Origin of the sequence: Lacisediminimonas sp. (assembly GCF_030645335.1) — a bacterium.
Taxonomy (GTDB): domain Bacteria; phylum Pseudomonadota; class Gammaproteobacteria; order Burkholderiales; family Burkholderiaceae_D; genus Lacisediminimonas.
In genome coordinates this window covers 1-19,411 of the sequence record NZ_JAUSNH010000233.1, presented here as the reverse complement: position 1 = coordinate 19,411, position 19,411 = coordinate 1, and the positions used below count along the sequence as shown (strand labels likewise).

The following is a 19,411-nucleotide window of genomic DNA, read 5'->3' as shown; positions in this document are numbered from 1 at the left end:
GGCCTGAGGCAGGCCCTGTATGTGCAGATGCAGGCCGCATACGATGTGGTCGACCAGCTGGGTTACCAGCAGGCGGCAGCGCAAATGACGACGCAGCTGATGGCGGAGGTGAACACCTTGAGCAAGTTGTTCGATGGCTCTGCATGGACAGCTGCAAGCTTGCCTGACGGCTCAGTGAACTATGACGATGCCTATGCCGTTACGAAAGGATTGCTCGTCAGTGGCTTGACGCCATCCGACCTCGGTGCGACCGACCGGATTTTTTACAGCGGATCTACCCGGTTCGGGACAAGCCAGCAGGATACGACCATGAATGAGAGCACCTATAACGGTCTCGCAGAATTTTCCGCTTATAAGGGAAGAATAGTGAATGTCATGGATGACATTAGTGGCGCGCGAATCGATACATTTTTTGTCGATTCCAGGGGAGACCCGCACCGGCCGATCACTCCTGTACTGGCCGATACCGCCGTGACCAGTTTTGACGGCATTACCGTCCCTGACACGGCGCTGCCTGGCGACATGTTGAAATCAAGCAAGGACGGTGAGTACTACCTGGTCAATATCAAGCGACAGGCGGTCCAATTCGGATCCGGCGGTATCTTGTCCGTCGTGACCATGGCGTCCGCGGAAAAATCGGAAGCCTGGAGCGAAAAGCTGTCAGCGGCCATCAGCGAGCTCTCCAAGAATGGCCAGATAGAAGCGGCCAGGATGCAGCAGTTGGTCAACCTACTGCAACTCCTGATTGGCGGCGCCAGCAATACGGAATCAAGAGAGACGAAGGCCAAGGAATCGATCCTTTCAAAGTTTTGAACACAGGCCCGGCCCGCAGCGATATCACCCATCCCATGTCAACTGACCTGAACAAGACTGACGCTGACGCTACTTCCGGGGGACGCTTCGACTACATCAGCCGGCTGCTGAGCGACGCCCTGGCGCAAACTCAGACGGTACGCATTCGCGGACGTGTCGTGCAAGTGATCGGCACCATCGTCAAGGCGGTCGTGCCGTCAGTCAAAATTGGCGAAATCTGCCTGCTGCGAAACCGTGGCAATGCCAGTGAAATGAAAGCCGAAGTGGTCGGTTTTTCACAGGGCACGGCCTTGCTGATGCCAACCGGCGACACCCAGGGAATTTCTGGCGAAACCGAAGTCATCCCGACCGGGCGCGTGCACATGGTGCCGGTCGGCATGAACCTGATGGGACGCGTTGTTGACGGACTGGGCAATCCAATCGATACCGACACCCGCGGCCCGCTGGTCTGCAGCCAGGAATACCCGGTCTTCGCCGATGCACCTGATCCGCTCAAGCGCCGCATCATCTGCGACCCGGTCGAAATGGGCGTGCGGGTACTGGACTCCATGCTGACCTTTGGTGAGGGCCAGCGGCTTGGCGTGTTTGCCGCTGCGGGCGGCGGCAAGTCCACCTTGATGGCCATGCTGGTCAAGGGGGCGTCGGTGGATGTCACCGTGGTCGCGCTGATCGGCGAACGTGGCCGCGAAGTGCGCGAATTCCTCGAACACGAACTCGGCGACGAGGGACGCAAGAAAGCCGTGATCGTCTGCGCCACGTCGGACAAATCGTCGATGGAGCGCGCCAAGGCGGCGTACGTCGCCACCGCCATTGCCGAATATTTCCGTGACCAGGGCATGCGGGTATTGTTCCTGATGGATTCGGTCACCCGATTTGCCCGCGCGCAGCGCGAGATTGGCCTGGCTGCTGGCGAGCCACCTACGCGACGCGGCTTTCCACCGAGCGTTTTCGCCACCTTGCCGCGCCTGATGGAGCGGGTGGGCATGAACGACAAGGGATCGATCACCGCGCTCTATACGGTCCTGGTGGAAGGGGATGACATGACCGAGCCGGTCGCCGACGAGACCCGGTCCATCCTGGACGGACACATCATCCTGTCGCGCAAGCTGGGTTCGGCCAATCACTATCCTGCGGTCGATGTTCTGGCTTCGGTGTCCCGCGTGATGAACGCCGTGGTCAGCAAAGAGCATCGCGCCGCTGCCGGCCGGATGCGTGAATTGCTGGCCAAATACCAGGAAATGGAATTGTTGATCAAGATCGGCGAATACAAGCGCGGATCGGACAAGCTCGCTGATGAAGCGATCGACAAGATTGACGACATTCGAGCATTTCTCAAGCAACCCGTTGACGAGCGCAGCGGATTTGACGACACCCTCGAGGGACTGTTCCGCCTGATGGGAACGGGATCGCCTTCGCGGCGCTGAACTTCAGCAGCGCGCCCTCCGATCGGGCGCCGCACTGCTTCATCGATCTTCTTCATCGAACGACGCCGCCCTTGCTTCTGCATCGCGCTGCCGGATCAGAAATCTGATTTACGTGATCGCGCCGCGAAATTCGCGCGCCTACTGCACCTGCTTTCCCTCATTTTCCAGAAATCTGTTAGTCCCTTCTACTGGAACAAGAGTTGCAATTTTGTTACCTACTGTGACATGAAAAGGGTCGAAGTTCCAGCCCTCGGAATCCCGGCCGATACAAGCTAAACCTGGTTGCCCATGTGCCGAGGCCACCGTTCCAAGGATGATGTCATGCCTGGTTATAAATCAAATCCGTTCAGGCTCGCCCTGCTCCTGCTGCTGTCCCTGCCGGGATTCGTCCATGCAGCGCAAACGCAGGCGCATGAACCGCCAGTCTCCGTGCCAATGCCGCTTTTGGCTGCAGCCGGCGATATGTCCGCCGCTACGCCGACGCCGGTAGCGCCATCCGTGGCATCGCGCAAGGCCGTGCGCTATGTATGGCGCATCAACGTCGGCGACAAGATATCGGATGCCTTTCGCGCATGGGCGCGCCAGAGCAGGAAGTGGCAGGTGGTCTGGGAAGCGCCAGAGCTGGTCTCCCAGGCCGCAGTCGATGTCGACGGCAACTTCGAGGATGCTGTCAGCAAAGTCATCGAGGCGCTGAACCGGGGTGATGCCCAATTGATCGCCCGCTTCTATGTTGACTCGGCCAACAGTGTCCTGCGCGTGATGGAAAAGAAATGAAACGACTGATCATGACAATGGCCCTGAGCTCGCTGCTGGCCGGATGCGCGACGCCGCTTTCACTGCTGGTCGACAAAAAAGTGGACAAGGCCAGTGCGAGGGCGACCGAGCTGGCCCAGCAGCAGAAGACGGGCCGCACCCGCGTCGCCAGCGAATCCCGCACGGCAATTGAACGCGTGGATGGCATCTGGCTGCCGTTCAAACGACTGTCTGAAATCAATGAGCAGGCATCTGCCAAAGAAGCGGCAACCCGCAGGATCACGGTGAATCGTGACTTCCGCAACATCCAGGAAGTGGCGGAGCGAGTCACCTTGCTGACCGGCATTCCGGTCAAGGTTGCGCCCGATGCCATGGTGCCGTTCGCTGGCACAGCGCCCGCTACCCAGCAAGCGGCGCCGGCAGCGGCTGCCACACCAGCACCCGGTGCTCCGGGCGCCGGCAATTTGCCGATCCCGGCATTGCCGCCGATTACCGGTAGCCCGGCCGCTCCGTATGCAGTGCAGCCTGCGCCAGCGGTGCAAAGCGGAGCTGTAGCCTTGAGCTTCGACGGCACCCTGGCCGGTTTCCTTGATGTGGCGGCAGCCCGCTTCGGTGTGTCCTGGGAGTGGACCGACAGTGCAATCAACGTCTACCGCTACACGACGCGCAGTTTCCGGCTGGTAGCCCTGCCGGGAGACTCGAATATGCAAAACACCATTACCAGCCAGACCGGCGGCACCGGTGGCGGTGGGGGAGGCAGTGGTGGCGGCTCGGGATCCTCCAGCGGCGGCACCGTTGGTGGATCCTCTTCTTCCGGCATCAGCATCGCCAATCTGTCGGTATGGTCGGCGATTTCCGAGGCGATCAAGGGCATGCTGACGCCACGCGGTACGGTGGCTGTCAATGCCGCCACTGGCACGGTACTGGTCACCGATACGCCACAGGTTCTGGCACGGGTCGGACTATTCATCGAGCAGCAGAATACGTCACTGAGCAAGCAGGTCATGGTCAATGTGCGCGTGTTGTCGGTTGACCTCAGCGATGACGCCCAGTACGGGATCAACTGGCAGTTGCTGAACCGGTCGCTGGCCTTGTCCAGCCCATTCGCCGCGGCGGCCTCGGCAACCAGCCTGACCGTTGGCGTGTTCGGTGATACCGGTGTCACCGCCGGCAACATTGCGTCACGCCGGGGCCTGACGGCGGTCATCTCGGCCTTGTCAGAGCAAGGACGTGTGTCGCAGGTGACCTCCACCTCGCTAATGACGCTCAATAACCAGCCGGCGCCCCTGCAGGTCGGCCGGCAGACTGCCTACCTGGCGTCGTTGGCGACGACACTTTCAGCCGGCATTGGCGCCACCACTACCCTGACGCCGGGTCTGGTCACCACGGGCTTTTCGATGTCACTGGTGCCGCATATCCTCGACAAGGGAAAGTTGATGCTGCAATTCGCCATCAATATTTCATCGCTGCTCAAGCTCAACACCTCCAAGTCCAGCGAAGGTGGCTCGCAGATACAGACTCCAGAGGTCGATACCCGCAACTTCTTGCAGCGCGTGATGCTCAACTCGGGCGATACGCTGATCCTGACCGGATTCGAACAGGAAAACGTCAGCAACAATTCGAGCGGCGTTGGCAATGCGCGCAATTTCCTGTTCGGCGGCGGCATCACGAGTGAAGATATCAGGAGCACCCTGGTGATCCTGATCCAGCCCGTGGTCGGAGAGCCAGTCTGATGTCAGCTGTTCACTTATTCGAATACCAGCGCGGCCGTCCATTCATCTGCGGACTGTTCTGGCAGCCGCTGCCGGGCGTATCGCCCTCGCAGCGCAAGCGCGAAATGTTGCGCATTGCCCGGGAGCAGGCGTTTGACCTGATGGTGTTGCCGGGGACTGAAACCGCCCAGGTCGGCTATGCCGCTGAAAAAGAGGGCGCACAGCGTGGGGCCGTATCGGTGGCGGCCGCCTTTGCCAAGGCCGTGCAGGAGCAGGGGCTGGAGCGCAACCTGGTTTTCGCCGGGCCGGTAGAGGGAGATGGAGACAGCGCGACCTGGTACTACTACGCACAGCGCGACGGCCTGATCCTGTGCAATGGCGATCGGATAGGCAGCGAGGCTGAAGTCAAGGCCATGCTGGAGGCCGATCTCAAGGAAAGCGAGTGGGAAACCGTCTTTGCACCGGAAGCATGGGGAATCCGCGGCAGTAGCGATCGCCCGCTGACTGACTTCCTGCCGGCAAACTCGCGTATCGAATACCACCGCAGCCGCCGCGTGCGTCCTGTGCGCACGCGCTTGCGCGACTTGCTGGTTTACTGGAAGTTCGCCGTGCTGGTGCTGGCCGTGGCGGCCCTGGTCGCCGGACTCGTGCAATGGAAGGCCGCGCGTGCGGCGGCCGAACTCGCCGCCTATGCCCAGACACAACGTGAATTGAGTGCGCTGCGCGAGGCTGAACTGGCGCGTGTTGCCCATGCCTGGAAATCGGTTCCGCGCGCACTCCTGTTTGCCAGGGCTTGTGAAGATACGCAAAAAAAGATCGCAACGCTCTGGCCCGGGAGCTGGAAATTCGATGGCATGAGCTGCGCCAGCGGCACCCTGACGGCAACCTGGCAGCGCGAGCAGAACGGCTGGGCCGAGCACCTGCAGGCAGTGCACCCGGAAGTACAGATTGATGCCACCGGCGACGTCGGAAAGCTGGTGCTGCGACTGCCCCCCCTGCAAACCGAGGATGAAGCCGTGCTGCCGGAGCGTGTGCGCCTGAACCAGTTGCACCAGGCTGCGCAGCGCTATGGCTTTGCGATCAAGACCAATGCCTCGATCCTGCCGCAGGCGTCCAAAGGCAACGAAACAAAAAAGCTCAAGTACGACTGGCGTGAAGTGCCGTGGAGCCTTGCCAGCGGATTGCTCGCGCCGAGCGCAGCAGTTGAGGTGCTCGACGGCAGCGGCTTCCGTATTGCCTCGATCGACTACCGGTACGTCAATGGCGCACTCAGCTGGAGCATGAAAGGGACGCAGTATGTACAAAATTGAGCGACCGCTGCGTTGGCTGTTGCTGGCAACAGTGCTGGCTGCTGCGCCCGCAGGCGCTGAGTCGGCGGCCGAAAAAATAGCCAAGATCAATGAAAGCATCGCCATCCTGACGGCGCAGAAGGCCGAGCTCGAATTGCGCGCGCAGATCGCAAACAAGCAAGCCGAAATCGGTAAATCCAGCGCAGGCGGTGCGGGCTACGCTGGCGGCGGCATGGCGCGGCAGGCAACGGCTGGCGGCCACGACATCGGCTTGCCGGTCGTGCGCAGCATCGAGGGCATGGATGGGCGGCTGGTGGCGATGCTGGCCTTTCCCGGCGGCTTGATGCAGCGCGTGAAGCAGGGCGAAAAAATACATGGCGACTGGACCGTCGCCGACATCGGTACCCATTCCCTGACCTTGACACGAGGACGCGAAATTGTCCGCCTTGGCCCGCCAAACTGAGTCCGGCGCCCGCGAGGCCGACCCTGTCGTCGCCGCTGTCCACGCGCCGCTCGAGCCGGCACGCAACAACGTGCTGGTCGACAACCCCAATGCGGTGCCGCTGACCCATCGTGGCGCGCGCTTCGAGCTGGTGCCCAGCATGCAGGAGATTCTCTGCCTGCTGGACGATGGCCGGCTGCTGGTATCGCGCTCGCACCTGCAAAACCCGAATGTGAAGGCGTTCATGGCGCGGCTTGACCGCATCGACTACGCCTATGCGCTCCAGGGTGTCGAAATGTCGGACATCAGCCAGGCCTACGCCGGTGCGCGGGTAACGGCCCGCGAGAATGTCAGCGGCTCGGACATGCAGATATTTGCACGCGAGCTTTTCCGCCGCGCCGTCAAGCTGCGCGCCTCCGACATCCACATCCGTGTGAGCGGGCGCAACAACACACGCATCCTGTTTCGCATCCATAACGATCTCGAATTCCAGGAGGAACAGACCTACGAATTCGGCCACCAGCTTTGCACCACGATCTATCAGGCCATGGCGGACGTCGCCGACGCGACCTACGAAACCCTGTCCGCGCAAGACGCCCGGATCTCCGATCGGGCCAAGATTCCGTACGGACTCGATGGCATCCGGGTGGCGACCAGTCCACAGGTCGGCGGCCATGTGATGGTGCTGCGCTTGCTCTACAACGACACCGACGCGTCTTCCGACACCACAGCACTGGGTTATACGGTCGAGCAGGCGCAGACGTTCTATCTGATGAAGAAAAAGCCGACCGGCATCAACATCATCGGCGGCCCGACCGGTAGCGGAAAATCAACCACCTTGCAGCGCCTGCTCAGCTCCATCATCCGTGAGAGCGGCGGCCGCAAGAACGTCATTACGGTGGAAGACCCGCCCGAATACCCGATTCCCGGCGCCGTGCAGACGCCAGTGACGAACGCCGAGTCCGAGGAAGAGCGCGCACGTGCGTTCCAGTCCGCCATCAAGGCCGCCATGCGGCTTGATCCGGACATCATGATGATCGGTGAAGTCCGCGACATGCCGTCGGCCAAGCTGGCAGTACAGGCAGCCATGACCGGGCATCAGGTCTGGACCACCTTGCATGCCAACGGTGCGTTCCAGATCATTGACCGGCTGGTGGATCTTGGCGTGCCGGTCGAGCTGGTGTGCGATCCGGCCATCGTAACGGGCCTGACTTGCCAGCGATTGCTGAAAGTGCTCTGCCTCCATTGCCGCCAGCCGCTTGAAGAAGTCCAGGCGCAGCTCGCTGCCGGTGACGTGGCGCGCGTGCGCAGCGTCCTGCCCGACGCGGCGCTGTTCGTGCGCGGCGGCGGTTGCCCGCACTGCGGCGGCGCCGGCATCACTGGCCGCACCGTGGTGGCCGAGACCATCCTGACCGACGACCAGCTGATGTTGCTGATGCGCCGCGGTGAACGGTCGGTCGCGATCGACTATTGGCGCGACAAGTTGGGCGGCCTTTCCATGCTAGACCATGCGGTACAGAAGGTTGGCAGCGGCATTGTTGATCCGTTCCAGGCCGAAGACGTGGTTGGGCTTCTGGATGGTGGCTTGCGTCGCATGCGCGCGCTACAGGCGGCAGCATGAGACCGGACGGACATCAGGTGGAAGTCGGCCGCTTCAATCCCGGCAGCTTTGAGTGGGCATTCAGCCGCTTCATTTTCCGCAATGTCGATGGCAATTCCAGGCGCCGCCTGTGGGAAAAGCTCATCAAGATGATGGGCAATGATGTCCAGCTGCTGCAGGCGATCGACGAGATCCGCGATCGCCGCATCAAGTCAGGCGCGAAGAACGATCCGGAGACCGTGGCGCTTGGCGCGTGGGGCAAGTCGCTGCGCAATGGCATGCGACTGTCGTCCGCCATCGATGGCTGGGCCAGCCCGGAAGAGGTAATGCTGATATCCGCCGGCGAAGAGTCGGGTCGGATGATCAGCGCGATGCAGTCGACCATCCAATTGATGGAGGCCAAGCGCGCGATCCTTGGGGCCATCATTGCCGGCCTGGCATATCCGGCGGTACTGATGCTGATGGCGTTTGCAGTCACCTATCTGTTCGGGTTCAAGATCGTGCCGGCGTTTTCCCATGTCGCCCGCGGCGACGAGTGGACTGGCATGGCGCGCGCACTGATCAATATTTCCTGGTTTGCGCAGAACTGGTTGTGGCTGGCCGCTGCCATATCGGCCGGATTGGTCACCATCTTCTTCGTCACCATTACCCGCTTTGATGGCCCGCCGCGGGTGTTCCTCGATCGGTTTGCCCCCTACAGCATTTATCGCATCCTGCAGGGCAGTACCTGGCTGATTGCAGTGTCCTCGCTGGTCGGTGCCGGCATGCGGGTGGAGGCGGCGTTGCAGCAATTGTCGCGCCACGGATCGATCTGGCTGAGCAACCGCATTGAGGACACGCTCGCTGAAATGCGTTGCGGCATGAATCTCGGCGAAGCGCTCAGGCGTACCGGCTTCAACTTCCCCGATCCCGAAATCATTGACGACCTGTGTGTCTACGCCAGCCTGTCCGGCTTCGAGCAATCGCTCAAGCACCTGGCGGACCAATGGCTGCATGAATCGGTAAAGCGGATCAGGGACAAGATGCGCAGCGTGTTCGGCGTGTCGATCCTGGGAGTCGGCGGCTATATCGCCTTCCTGGTCACGGGAATGATGCAAATGCAACTGCAGATGTCGGACATGCTGCAGAAAACAATACGGTGAAAGCCGGGGTAGTGCCAATGTGGAAAAAGGGGAAAGTCATGAAGCAATTCAAACAAACAAGACAAGCAGAGTCGGGTATGACGCTTATGGAGGTGTTGGCAGCATTGGCTATCGTGGCCTCCGTCGTAGTTGGGTCGCTGTCGCTGTTCGGGGCCGCCAACTCGAGCAGCGTGTCATCGCAACTCCAGAAGGATATCGTCGCGCTGCGAACGGCCACGCAGTCGGCGTTCACCGGACAGGGCGGCTACGGTACTGACCCATTGAACGCGGTATTGATCGCCTCCAACAAGGTACCTACCTCGATGACAACCAATGCCGGCCTCGGGACCATCACCACCTCCTTGAACGGCGCGGTCACGGTAACTGGCGTGACCAACCAGTTCACGATGGTGGTGACGGCGGTGCCTGCCGATGTCTGCACCTCGCTGATGACCGGCCTGTCGGCGGGCTGGTATTCGGTCCAGATCGGTTCTGCAACGGCAATCACCACGTTCCCGGTGTCGCCGGCAATCGCCACGGGTGCCAACGGCTGCCAGACCGGCAATAACACGATGACCTGGACCACACTGAGCTAAATGCAGTTCGCTGGCAGCGAACCGCCCCGGCCGGGTGTGTTCGCTGCCAGTGGCTTTGCCAAGGAGCATTGAATGTACGCGCTGGCATTGTCGGTATTCGGGGCCATGTTGTTTGCATGGAGCCTGGCCACGCATGCACCGGCAGAAAGCCAGGTCCGGCTGGGCTTTCGCGCCGACCAGATGGCGGCCAATTTCTGGACCTATCGCGAAGCTGTGGTCGACTACCTGGCCGCCAATAGCGGCCACGATGGCGCGATCGCCGACAGTGGGCTGACGGCGTATTACACGATGGACGGATTCGTCAAATCGACCTATCCAAATCGCAGCGGCAGCAATCCAGCTACCGGTACTTGGGCCGCTGTTGTCAGTAGCGGGACGCTTTATACCTATAGCACTGCGCCGCCGCCGCAAGGCGTCGCCAGCGCGATTTCACAGCGCGGCGGCCAGTCGATGGCCATCGCGGTGACGCAGGCCGGCAGCTCAACGCCGACCATGAACAGCGTGTCGGGCGGCGAGCAAGGGCTGCGGGGAGTGGCGCTGCCAGCCGGGCTGATGGAAAACGTCAGCGGCAATGTCGTTGTGCTGGGCCGCTGAGCCGCACGCCAGGGGCGGCAGGATCGAATAATGGCTTGAAGAGGCAGAAATGAAGAGCAAGGACATCAGCGCCGGTGGCAAGCAGTTCGTTGGCAGGTCCGGCGAGCGCCTGCGGCGCGCCCTGGGTTTCACGCTGCTGGAAATATTGGTCAGCCTGGGCCTGATGAGCGGTCTGGCTGTGGGCACTGCCGAACTGGTCGATCGTTATGCCAGCAATACGCGTGTCTCACTGACTGCGCAGCATGCCGCCACGTTTGGCCAGGCGGTACAGTCCTACGTCAAGAGCAACTACAGCGCCCTGGTGACAGATGCGGCCATCACGACCGGCGTGCCCAAAGTGCTGCGCCCCGCGGACTTGACGCTGCTCGATTTACTACCGCCTGAATTCAACGTTCGCAACAGCTATGGCCAGGCCATTTGCGCCATGGTGTTCCGGTCCGGAAAGTCCGCCAACAAAATCAATGTACTGGTCGTGACCGAGGGCGGAGACGCCATGAAAGATCTCGATCTCGGGCAGGCAGCCGGCATCATGGGCGGCTCCGGCGGCGCAATTTATGGCAGCTCGCCCACCCAGATCTGGGGCTCTCACAAAGGCTGGATCGCTACCGTGGGCGACTACAGTGGCAAGGCAGCCAAAACCTGTGCCGACGACGTTGCCGGCACGATCAACCTGACCCCCGGACATCTCGCCATGGCGCTCTGGTTTGGCGGCGGCGACAGCAACGTCGGCGTGCTTTACCGCAACGCCATGGCCGACACCAGCCTGAACACGATGAACACGCCGCTGCGCATTGACCCGAGCGTCAGCCAGACGGTCGGCAGCGACTGCATGAGTACCGGCATCGGGGCCATCGCCCGTGACACTGCTGGTCGGGTCGTCAGTTGTGTCTATGCGACCGCGACCACGGCGTACTGGCGTGGCTCCGGCGCCAGCTTTGAATCGGCGGTCGATACTTACGCGGCACTGGGGACGACCTACCCGTGCAACGCCAGCCACCCGCAACGGGAATCAGAAGTCCGGGTCGTCAGGCAATCGACGACGGTCGCGCCCGGCAACAGCGCTGCGCGCGCCTATTTTTGCAACGGCGCGGCCTGGGTAGCGCTGGCGGTGGACGACACGGGCAATCTTTCCGTTCCAGGCACCGCCACCATTGCAGCCGCATCGATCGGCGCGGTCACCAGTCAGTTGATGATCACTGGCGAAGCGACGATCGGTCAGGCATGCGCGTCGGAAAACGGAAAGCTGGCGCGCAATGCCACAACCGCCACCGCCGCTGACGGCTCGGCTTCGCAGTTGTTATTGACCTGCGCAGACGGCTACTGGAAATCGACCGGCGCCTGGTGGGGCGAAAGCGTGGCCAATTTTGCGGCCCTGCCAGCCTGCGGCGAGAACCGCGCATGGGAGTCGCGCATGATCCGCGCGCAGTCAGGCGGTAACAAACCCGCGCTCTACCTGTGCACGACTTATGACAACACCACCTACGCATGGCAGGCCATCGGCGTCGACAAGGACGGCAACCTTGACCTCAATGGCAGCCTGACGGCCACCAACGTCACGGCAAGCGGCAAGCTCAAGGGCGCGCAACTCGTTCTGAGCGGCACCGCCACAACGGGCGCGTCTTGTGTGCTGGCACCGGAAAAATCCGTATTGACCTCAGACGGCGTGGGCCAGGTGTTGATCTGTCATAACGGCGTCTGGAAGCCGACCGGCACATTCTGGGCCAGCAGCGAAAGTATCACTGACCTGGCGCCAGCGACCTACCCCTGCAGTGTCGCCAATGTATGGGAAACACGGTATGTCCGCACGCCATCTGTGGGCACGGGTCCACGCGCTTACACTTGCGCGCTGGTAGGCACCACGTATGGCTGGACACCACTTGGCATTGCTGACGACGGCAGTTTGACAGTACCCGGCGCATTGGGGGCGGGCAGCCTGAACGTGACTGGTGCCAGCACGCTCGCCTCTGTGACAGCGGCCACGGTCAACATCACCAATACCTTGACTGCAATGTCGGCGGTCTTCAACGGTCTGCTGGAAGCCAAGGCCGGCCTGGCCGTTACCGGCGCTGCCGATGTCAGCGGACTGCTCACCGCCGGCTCCGCCAGTATCACCGGTGCCTTGCAGGCGGCATCAGCCACCATTGCCGGGACCATGACTGCCGGCAGCGTGATCGTCAATACCCAGGCGACTGCGGGCACATCAGGTTGTACGGTTGGCTCGCTGGCGCTAAGCAACGCCGCCGGGAACGGCTTGCTCGCGTGCCAGAACGGCTACTGGAAGCCGACCGGCAGTTTTTGGGGCGGATCCGTCGAGCGGCGTTCCGACCTGGACACCGCTACCTACGCATGCGGCGCCAATCGGCTATGGGAAACCCGTGTAGTGCAAAGCCCGACGGCTCCTGCCAGCACGATTGCGCCGCGGGCCTATACCTGCATCCTCAGTGGCAGCGTCTACTCGTGGCAACCACTCGCGCTGGATGACAACGGCAACTTGACTGTGGCCGGCACATTGACTGTCACCGGGGCCGCAGTACATAACGGACCGTCCACGTTCAACGGCACCTCCACATTCAACGGCACGGCAACATTTAACGGCGCAACGACGCTGGCAGGTACCACCACGGTCAGTGGACTCACCAATGTGACGGGTCCGTTGCGGATCCTGCAGGAGACGGTTCTCTCCGGGGCCAACAGCGCCTGCACCGGCAAGAAGGGTGAACTGGCACAAGATACCTGGGGCTATCTGCGATATTGCGACGGCAGTTACTGGCAGGCGACCGGGTCGAAATGGGGTCCGCCGATGTCCAGCCTGAATAATCTTACTTCGACCTATCCCTGCAATGCATCCAATCCCGGCTATCAGTGGGAAACGCGGATGGTCACCGGGCCAACCAACGATACCGACAGCACACCGCGTGCGTATATTTGCAATGGCACCGCCTGGAAGGCAGTTGCGGTCGACAATGACGGCAATTTTTCAGTTCCTGCAACCTTGTCCGCAGGCGCGATCACAACGACCGGCAATGTCGCGGTGGGCGGCAATTTGTCGGTAACGGGCACCACAACCCTCATCGGTACGACCAACGTCAATGGTGATGTCAACTTCGCCAGCGGCAAGACGGCGACCTTTAATGGTACGACGAACCTGAATGGCACGACGAACCTGAACGGCACCACCAACGTCAACGGTGACGCGACGTTCGCCAGTGGAAAAACGGCGACATTTAGTGGCACAACCAATCTCGCGGGCGCAGTCACTGTCGGTACCGGCGGCACACTCCGTATTGCGAACACGCCAGTGACCGCTGGCACGAGTTGTACCAGTCCGGGTGCCGGTGGCATGGGTGTCACCGCTACCGGCCAGTTGCTGCAGTGCAATGGCAGCAACTGGGGTCCCACCGGCTTCTTGTGGGGTGACAGCGTCATCACGACCGGGGATCTTCCGACTTGCAGCTCCACCTATGTTTGGGAAACGCGCGTCGTGCGCAACTCAGGAACGCCACGAGCGTTTACCTGTGCTTACAACGGCTCGACATATAGCTGGCAGCCGCTTGCGGCCGACACCAGCGGCAACTTGACCGTAAGTGGCACGTTGACAGTCAATGGACCGGCAAGCTTCACTGGCGCGACCACGATCAGTGGCTCCGGGTACCTTCGCATCACCAACAACCAGGGGAGCGAAGGGGCGGATTGCTCGGCCTATGGGGCTGGCGCGATTGCGATGAACTCTGGCGCAAGCCAGAATCTTGCTGAGTATCCCAATCAGAATGCACTGCTAACTAGTGGAGCCTTGTTAATTTGCAGTCTTCAAATGAGTGCAGTGGTCAATACACCGACATTCAACTATCGATGGAAAGGCGCGGGAATCACCTTCGGTACGCCAGTTCAGACCGTCGCCGACTTGAGCTCCAGATTCGGATGTGACGGTAGCAGGCTTGGCGAAGCCCGGTTCGTTTTGTCTACCATGCCTGCGTTGTATGTTTGTTCTCTAGTGTCGAATAGCACTTACGCTTGGCGCGCTGCCGGTGTGGATGCGAGCGGAAATTTGAGTGTCTCAGGATTGCTGACCGCCGGCGCGGCAAGTATCTCAGGCAACGCAAGCGTAGGCGGTACGCTGGGTGTAACCGGTGCTACCACCTTGAGTTCTGTGTCTACTACGGGGAATGCGAGTGTCGGTGGCACTCTAGGGGTCACAGGAACAAGCACCTTTAATGGAAACACCATCTTTAATGGAACCAACACCTTTAATGGAACTATCGCACTCTCCCCGCTGGCGAGCGGCACGACAGGCTGCACCGCTGGAAATCTGACCCGCGAATCCAATACTAATACCTCGAACACGCCCCCCCCCGGTCGAATAACGCAATGCATCTGGAATTCTGTTAACAACCGTTACGAGGCGGTCGGTATTAGCGCCTATGAAACCTACCAGTTCCCCGTAAATTACTCGTCTGGCGGCATCTATGCCAATCCGAACTTTGGGGTTGCGCCGAGTAACACCACGACGTCGACCAATTGGTGGGGCTTGGGCACCGGATATTCCACTGCAGTGCCGATTAACCCACGTTTTTGCAGCGAAGCCATGGGGGGCGCAAGTGAGTGGACGGCAATGTCAAATTCCGCCTATGTCGGGGCGGCTGGATCGGATCCTGCCTTAGGCAGCCAGGTGGCATCCGTTGGGAGAAGCACAGCCAATGGAACCTTCTGGAAGAGTTGTCACAACATGATCGGAAGCCGCGCCATGTTCATTTCCCTGCCATATGGCTATGGCGCATATCCGACCTGCCCCACAAGCTGGACGATAGCATCGGTCTCGGTTTTTATTGTCGAAGGAACTGCGATGATGGGCACTACTTGCACGCGCAAGGGCATCTGAGCCCGTGCTAAAAAGCAACTTGGAGCCGCCCCTTGCCCATTGCCGCCCTGCCACCTGACCTGCCCGCCGCCTGCGTTTTCCAGGCCGCGGCCGACTATCAGCTACCGCCAGCGGTGCTGTATGCCATCCGCAAAGTAGAAGGCGGCACCTTGGGCAAGTCCAGCCTCAATACCAACGGCACCCGCGACTACGGCCCCATGCAGATCAATACGGTCTGGATCAATCGCTTCAAGCAAAATGAAAACCTGACTGCCGAGGTCGTCGCCAGCGACGCCTGCATCGCCATTCGCAGTGCGGCCTATGTGTTGCGCTGGGAGCTCAACCGTACCGGTACCGATTTCTGGCGCGGCGTGGGCAACTACCACAGCAAAACACCGGCACTGAACCTGGTCTATCGGCAAAAAATACAGGCCCATGCCATCCGGTATGACCAGCATCTGCGCAAGATCGGCTGGATCAACTGAGCATCTCCCCTGCGGTGCAGTAACCGCACCAACCAATCAATTTCGGTGATTGTAAGGAACCGAAATTGCCTTTCTGTTACTAATCGCCAGCTTCCAGTCCAGAGCCACCTGCATGTGCGGCTTTTGGCCGCTGGAGTGAGCATCAGGGAAGGCGCTTCAAGAACCGCACAGGGATCCGCATGGGCACGCTCGATGGCCTGCTTCGCATCAAGGAATTCAGGGAAGGCAAGGCCGAGCGCGAAGTGATGCGGGCCAAGCTTGCGCTGGACGCTGCCCATGTCGCGCTGGAACGCGCACATGCCGCGCTGAACGACTACCTCGACCAATGCCAGCAACGCGAAGATGCGCTGTACCGGGACCTGCTGTCGCGCATCGTCCACAAGTCCGACCTCGATGATGTGGAAGCGGAGATCAAGTTGATGCGAGAAGAAGTGCCTGTCTACCAAAAAGCCATTGATGACGCCGAGCAGGTACTCGCTGACGCCGAGCAGGCGCTGGTGGATGCACGGATTGCGCTGCAAGAGGCAATCCGCATGCGGGAAAAATTCGCTGAATTGGTTGCTATCGAAGGTCGCGAGCACGCGATTGAAGCGTTGCGGCTGGAAGACATGGAAATGGAAGAGGTCAAGTTGAAGTCGCGTGCCGATTCCGGCTACGACGAAACCGATGCTGCGCTGGAGATATCGCAATGAGCAAGCGGCCGGTCGATGCCGACCTGGGAATGGTGTCGATGCGCCTGGGCGAGGCCGAGGCCGCGCCGGCTGCGGCCACGGCCCAACCCGATCACGCCGATATTCGCCGTCTGGACGCCATCCTCAGCCGGCAGCCTAACCGCAGGCAAGCTGGTCATGGCAGCCAGGAGCAGCCAACGCCGATGGAACTGATTGCGCAGCTGGACCCCGAGGGGGGAGAGCAAGCGCGCCAGCTGTGCCGAGAGATTGAAATGCTATGGACCGGGGACGGCAGCCAGTCGCGGCGCGAGGTGCGACTCAAGCTGCGCCGCGAAGTCCTGCCCGACACCTGGCTGCGGCTGTATGAAGAGGGCGGACGGCTACATATCGAAATGACGGCAGGTGCAGAAGGCACCCGGCGCTGGCTGGCCAGTGAATTGCGGCGCCTCGCGCTGATACTCGGGGAGCGACTGACACAGCCATTCCGGCTGATCATCGTGGAGCCGTATCAGGTGGACTCCGTGGTGCTTGACTGGCCGCAGGGGCCGCGTCAATGAGCGAGCGCCCATTCCCCCAGGCGCGACTTCGAAGCATTCCCCGGGTCGAAATGCTTGCGCGCAATGCGGTCAGCAGCGTGCGCTCAGTAATCCGTTTCACGTGGCTGGAGCAGCAATGGGAGCTAACGCTGAACCCGCAAGCGGTCGAGCCGCTTGCCGGCAGGTTCCAGGTCGAGGCGAACTGGGGCGGCGCGCGTGCTGTACTGCGTGCCGACGCCGCCTGGATCGAGCAGGTCGCCCAAACCATACTCGACGATGTCCAATTGTCGATGTTGCCAGTCCCGATGGTGCTGGCCGTGCTGGAAGCGGCACTCGGGCCGGCTTGCGAGCAACTTGAAGACGCCACCGGACAGCGCGTCCAGGTTGTCGGCGCAGGAACCCAGGCGCTTGGCCTGGAGGGAATGCAGTCGATTGGATGGTCCCTGTCTGCAGCGGGGCGCAAGGTGTCTGGTGAACTCTGGCTGGATGTGCAAGGAATGCAGGCGCTCGCGGAATTCCTGCTTTCGATTGGCGCCGATTCGCCCGATACCGATCAATGGGGTTCCTTGCCGGTTCCGCTGCGGTTTTGCATAGGCTGGGTCACCTTGCCCGCATCGACCTTGCGCGATACCGCCGAGCATGACGTGATCCTGCTTGATGAGTGCTGCTTGCGCGACAACGACGAGATTTACTTACAGGCAGGCGCAAGCACGGGTTTTCGCGCACGGCTACGGGCGACATCGATTGAGGTAATTGAGGCAGTTGGAGCGATCATGGAAGACTATGACGACGGATATGGAACCGAGGATGGCGCACTTGACGACATTCCGGTAAAGCTGACATTTGACCTCGGGGAAAGGGTGCTCGCACTGGCCGATCTGCAAGGCGTTGCGCCTGGCTATACGTTCGAGCTGGGACGTGATTTGCGGCATGCAGTCACCATCCGTGCAAATGGCATGGTGATTGGCGAAGGCGAGCTGGTCGAAATCGAAGACCGCATTGGCGTGGCCGTGCTCCGGCTGCGGGCTCCCGGTCAAAAGTCGGCAAGTATGGCGCAGCCCTTGGTGGCCGAATCGGCAGAGCATGGCGACAACGCACCCGCACTCAATCACCGAGGATCAAGGCAGGATGGGCGAAATTCCCACGTCGGCGATTTGGTGGCCAGTCGGCGCAGCATTGGCCATGGTGAGATTGATGACGTCGAGGAAGATGAACCCTACGATGAGTACGAAGAGCAAGACGCCGATGACGACCGCCAGATCCATGTTCGTGGCGAGTCAGTCGATCAGGTGGAATCCGACGACTATGACGATGAAGATGAAGATGAAGATGATGACGACGATCGTCAGGCCGACGATGACGATGGTGCTGGTCAAGACAATGACCAAGATCAGGATGGCGAGTACGGCAATGAAGACCAGTACGAGGACGACGACGAAGAAGACGAGGACGACGGTGTAGAAGACGATGCAGACGATGAGGAAGGCGAGTACGAAGACGAGGATGAGCCGGAAGAAGAGGCCAAGGCGCCACCGGCGCCAAGGAATTCCCGCCAGCGACCGGAACCTTCCCCCTCGGTTAGCCGGGTTGTCGCGCAGCAAGCAATGAACGGGAGCCGAGTCAACGGCAATGCGCCCGCTTCGGCAGCACGCCGAGTGGCCGTGCGCGATGATGAGGACGACCCTGACGATGAACAAGACTACATTGCCCGCCGCCCGACGGCACGTCGTATGCAGACTGCGCCCGTCCCTCCCGCTGCGCCAGCGCCGCGGCCACCATCACGCTCGCGCGAGCCGGTTGCGCCGCTAGCCACCGCCAGGCGCACTCGGGCCGAATTGCCATCACCCGTACGCACGGAGCCGCCGGCACGGCGCGCCGCAGCACGTGATAGCGCTGCGCTAGTGGCCAACGGCAGTGCGCGGCCGCGCCCCAGGAACAAGACAGAACGATAGGCACGGCGATGCGCAACCTTGATCCCATTGTCCTCACCTTTTCGCTGGGCTTGCTGGCGCTGGTTCCCATCCTGATCATTACCACCACCGCATTCCTGAAAATTGCAATCGTCCTGTCGCTGGTAAAAAATGCGCTGGGTGTACAGCAGGCCCCGCCCAACATGGCGGTCTATGCGTTAGCGTTGTTGTTGACTGTCTATGTCATGGCGCCGGTAGGAATGGAAATGGCAGAGGCGGTGGGGGTTCCCAGTACGACCACTACGGTGCAAAGCATGATCAGCGACGTCAGGAAAGCCGCCGAGCCGCTGCGCAAATTCATGGTCAACAACAGCAAGGTCGAGCAACGCGACTTTTTCCTCGGTCGCGCAAAGCAACTCTGGCCGGCCAAGATTTCGGCCGACGTTCGCCACGATGACTTTTTGATCGTCGCACCCGCCTTCGTCGTATCTGAACTGACCTCTGCATTCCAGATCGGATTCCTGCTTTACCTGCCCTTTGTCGTCATCGACCTGGTCGTATCAAACATCCTGATGGCGATGGGCATGATGATGGTTTCACCCGTCACGAT

General features: G+C 60.9%; 16 protein-coding genes. All 16 read left to right on the top strand.

Going from position 1 to position 19,411, the window contains the following annotated elements; genetic code table 11:
* Positions 1-813 (top strand): hypothetical protein (locus tag Q7T64_RS16015; protein ID WP_304797762.1); only part of this gene is annotated, 813 nt, incomplete at its 5' end.
* 35 nt (positions 814-848) lie between these two features.
* Positions 849-2,237, top strand: coding sequence for a type III secretion system ATPase SctN (gene sctN / locus Q7T64_RS16010; RefSeq protein ID WP_304797760.1), 1,389 nt, complete (start codon positions 849-851; stop codon positions 2,235-2,237).
* A gap of 321 nt (positions 2,238-2,558) precedes the next feature.
* On the top strand, positions 2,559-3,011 hold the full coding sequence (locus Q7T64_RS16005; protein WP_304797758.1) for a TcpQ domain-containing protein: 453 nt from the start codon (positions 2,559-2,561) through the stop codon (positions 3,009-3,011).
* A complete protein-coding gene (locus tag Q7T64_RS16000; protein ID WP_304797756.1) occupies positions 3,008-4,723 on the top strand; it encodes a PilN family type IVB pilus formation outer membrane protein in 1,716 nt (571 codons plus the stop codon). The genes Q7T64_RS16005 and Q7T64_RS16000 overlap by 4 nt, the downstream gene beginning before the upstream one ends.
* Complete coding sequence (gene pilO2 / locus Q7T64_RS15995) at positions 4,723-6,012, top strand: type 4b pilus protein PilO2 (protein ID WP_304797753.1); 1,290 nt, start codon at positions 4,723-4,725, stop codon at positions 6,010-6,012. The genes Q7T64_RS16000 and pilO2 overlap by 1 nt, the downstream gene beginning before the upstream one ends.
* Positions 5,999-6,454 carry a type IV pilus biogenesis protein PilP gene (pilP, locus tag Q7T64_RS15990; protein ID WP_304797751.1) on the top strand — a complete coding sequence of 152 codons (456 nt, stop codon included), beginning with the start codon at positions 5,999-6,001 and terminating at the stop codon, positions 6,452-6,454. Before pilO2 ends, pilP begins: the two co-directional genes overlap by 14 nt.
* Positions 6,438-8,054, top strand: coding sequence for a GspE/PulE family protein (locus Q7T64_RS15985; RefSeq protein ID WP_304797749.1), 1,617 nt, complete (start codon positions 6,438-6,440; stop codon positions 8,052-8,054). Before pilP ends, Q7T64_RS15985 begins: the two co-directional genes overlap by 17 nt.
* The gene (locus Q7T64_RS15980; RefSeq protein ID WP_304797747.1) at positions 8,051-9,175 is read left to right on the top strand and encodes a type II secretion system F family protein; all 1,125 of its coding nucleotides are present in this window, start codon (positions 8,051-8,053) and stop codon (positions 9,173-9,175) included. The genes Q7T64_RS15985 and Q7T64_RS15980 overlap by 4 nt, the downstream gene beginning before the upstream one ends.
* Before the next feature lie 38 nt (positions 9,176-9,213).
* Positions 9,214-9,750 (top strand): type 4 pilus major pilin, encoded by a 537-nt coding sequence (locus tag Q7T64_RS15975; protein WP_304797745.1) that lies wholly within the window; start codon positions 9,214-9,216, stop codon positions 9,748-9,750.
* A gap of 72 nt (positions 9,751-9,822) precedes the next feature.
* Positions 9,823-10,344 carry a type IV pilus biogenesis protein PilM gene (pilM, locus tag Q7T64_RS15970; RefSeq protein ID WP_304797743.1) on the top strand — a complete coding sequence of 174 codons (522 nt, stop codon included), beginning with the start codon at positions 9,823-9,825 and terminating at the stop codon, positions 10,342-10,344.
* A gap of 49 nt (positions 10,345-10,393) precedes the next feature.
* The gene (pilV, locus tag Q7T64_RS15965) at positions 10,394-15,220 is read left to right on the top strand and encodes a shufflon system plasmid conjugative transfer pilus tip adhesin PilV (RefSeq protein ID WP_304797741.1); all 4,827 of its coding nucleotides are present in this window, start codon (positions 10,394-10,396) and stop codon (positions 15,218-15,220) included.
* A 32-nt stretch (positions 15,221-15,252) separates the two neighbouring features.
* Complete coding sequence (locus Q7T64_RS15960) at positions 15,253-15,684, top strand: lytic transglycosylase domain-containing protein (RefSeq protein ID WP_304797739.1); 432 nt, start codon at positions 15,253-15,255, stop codon at positions 15,682-15,684.
* Positions 15,685-15,863: 179 nt separating this feature from the next.
* Complete coding sequence (locus Q7T64_RS15955) at positions 15,864-16,376, top strand: YscO family type III secretion system apparatus protein (protein ID WP_304797737.1); 513 nt, start codon at positions 15,864-15,866, stop codon at positions 16,374-16,376.
* Entirely contained in the window at positions 16,373-16,912 is a 540-nt protein-coding gene (locus Q7T64_RS15950; RefSeq protein ID WP_304797735.1) for a hypothetical protein, read from the top strand. The genes Q7T64_RS15955 and Q7T64_RS15950 overlap by 4 nt, the downstream gene beginning before the upstream one ends.
* On the top strand, positions 16,909-18,843 hold the full coding sequence (gene sctQ, locus Q7T64_RS15945; RefSeq protein ID WP_304797733.1) for a type III secretion system cytoplasmic ring protein SctQ: 1,935 nt from the start codon (positions 16,909-16,911) through the stop codon (positions 18,841-18,843). The genes Q7T64_RS15950 and sctQ overlap by 4 nt, the downstream gene beginning before the upstream one ends.
* A gap of 8 nt (positions 18,844-18,851) precedes the next feature.
* Positions 18,852-19,411 (top strand): type III secretion system export apparatus subunit SctR (sctR, locus tag Q7T64_RS15940; protein WP_304797731.1); only part of this gene is annotated, 560 nt, incomplete at its 3' end.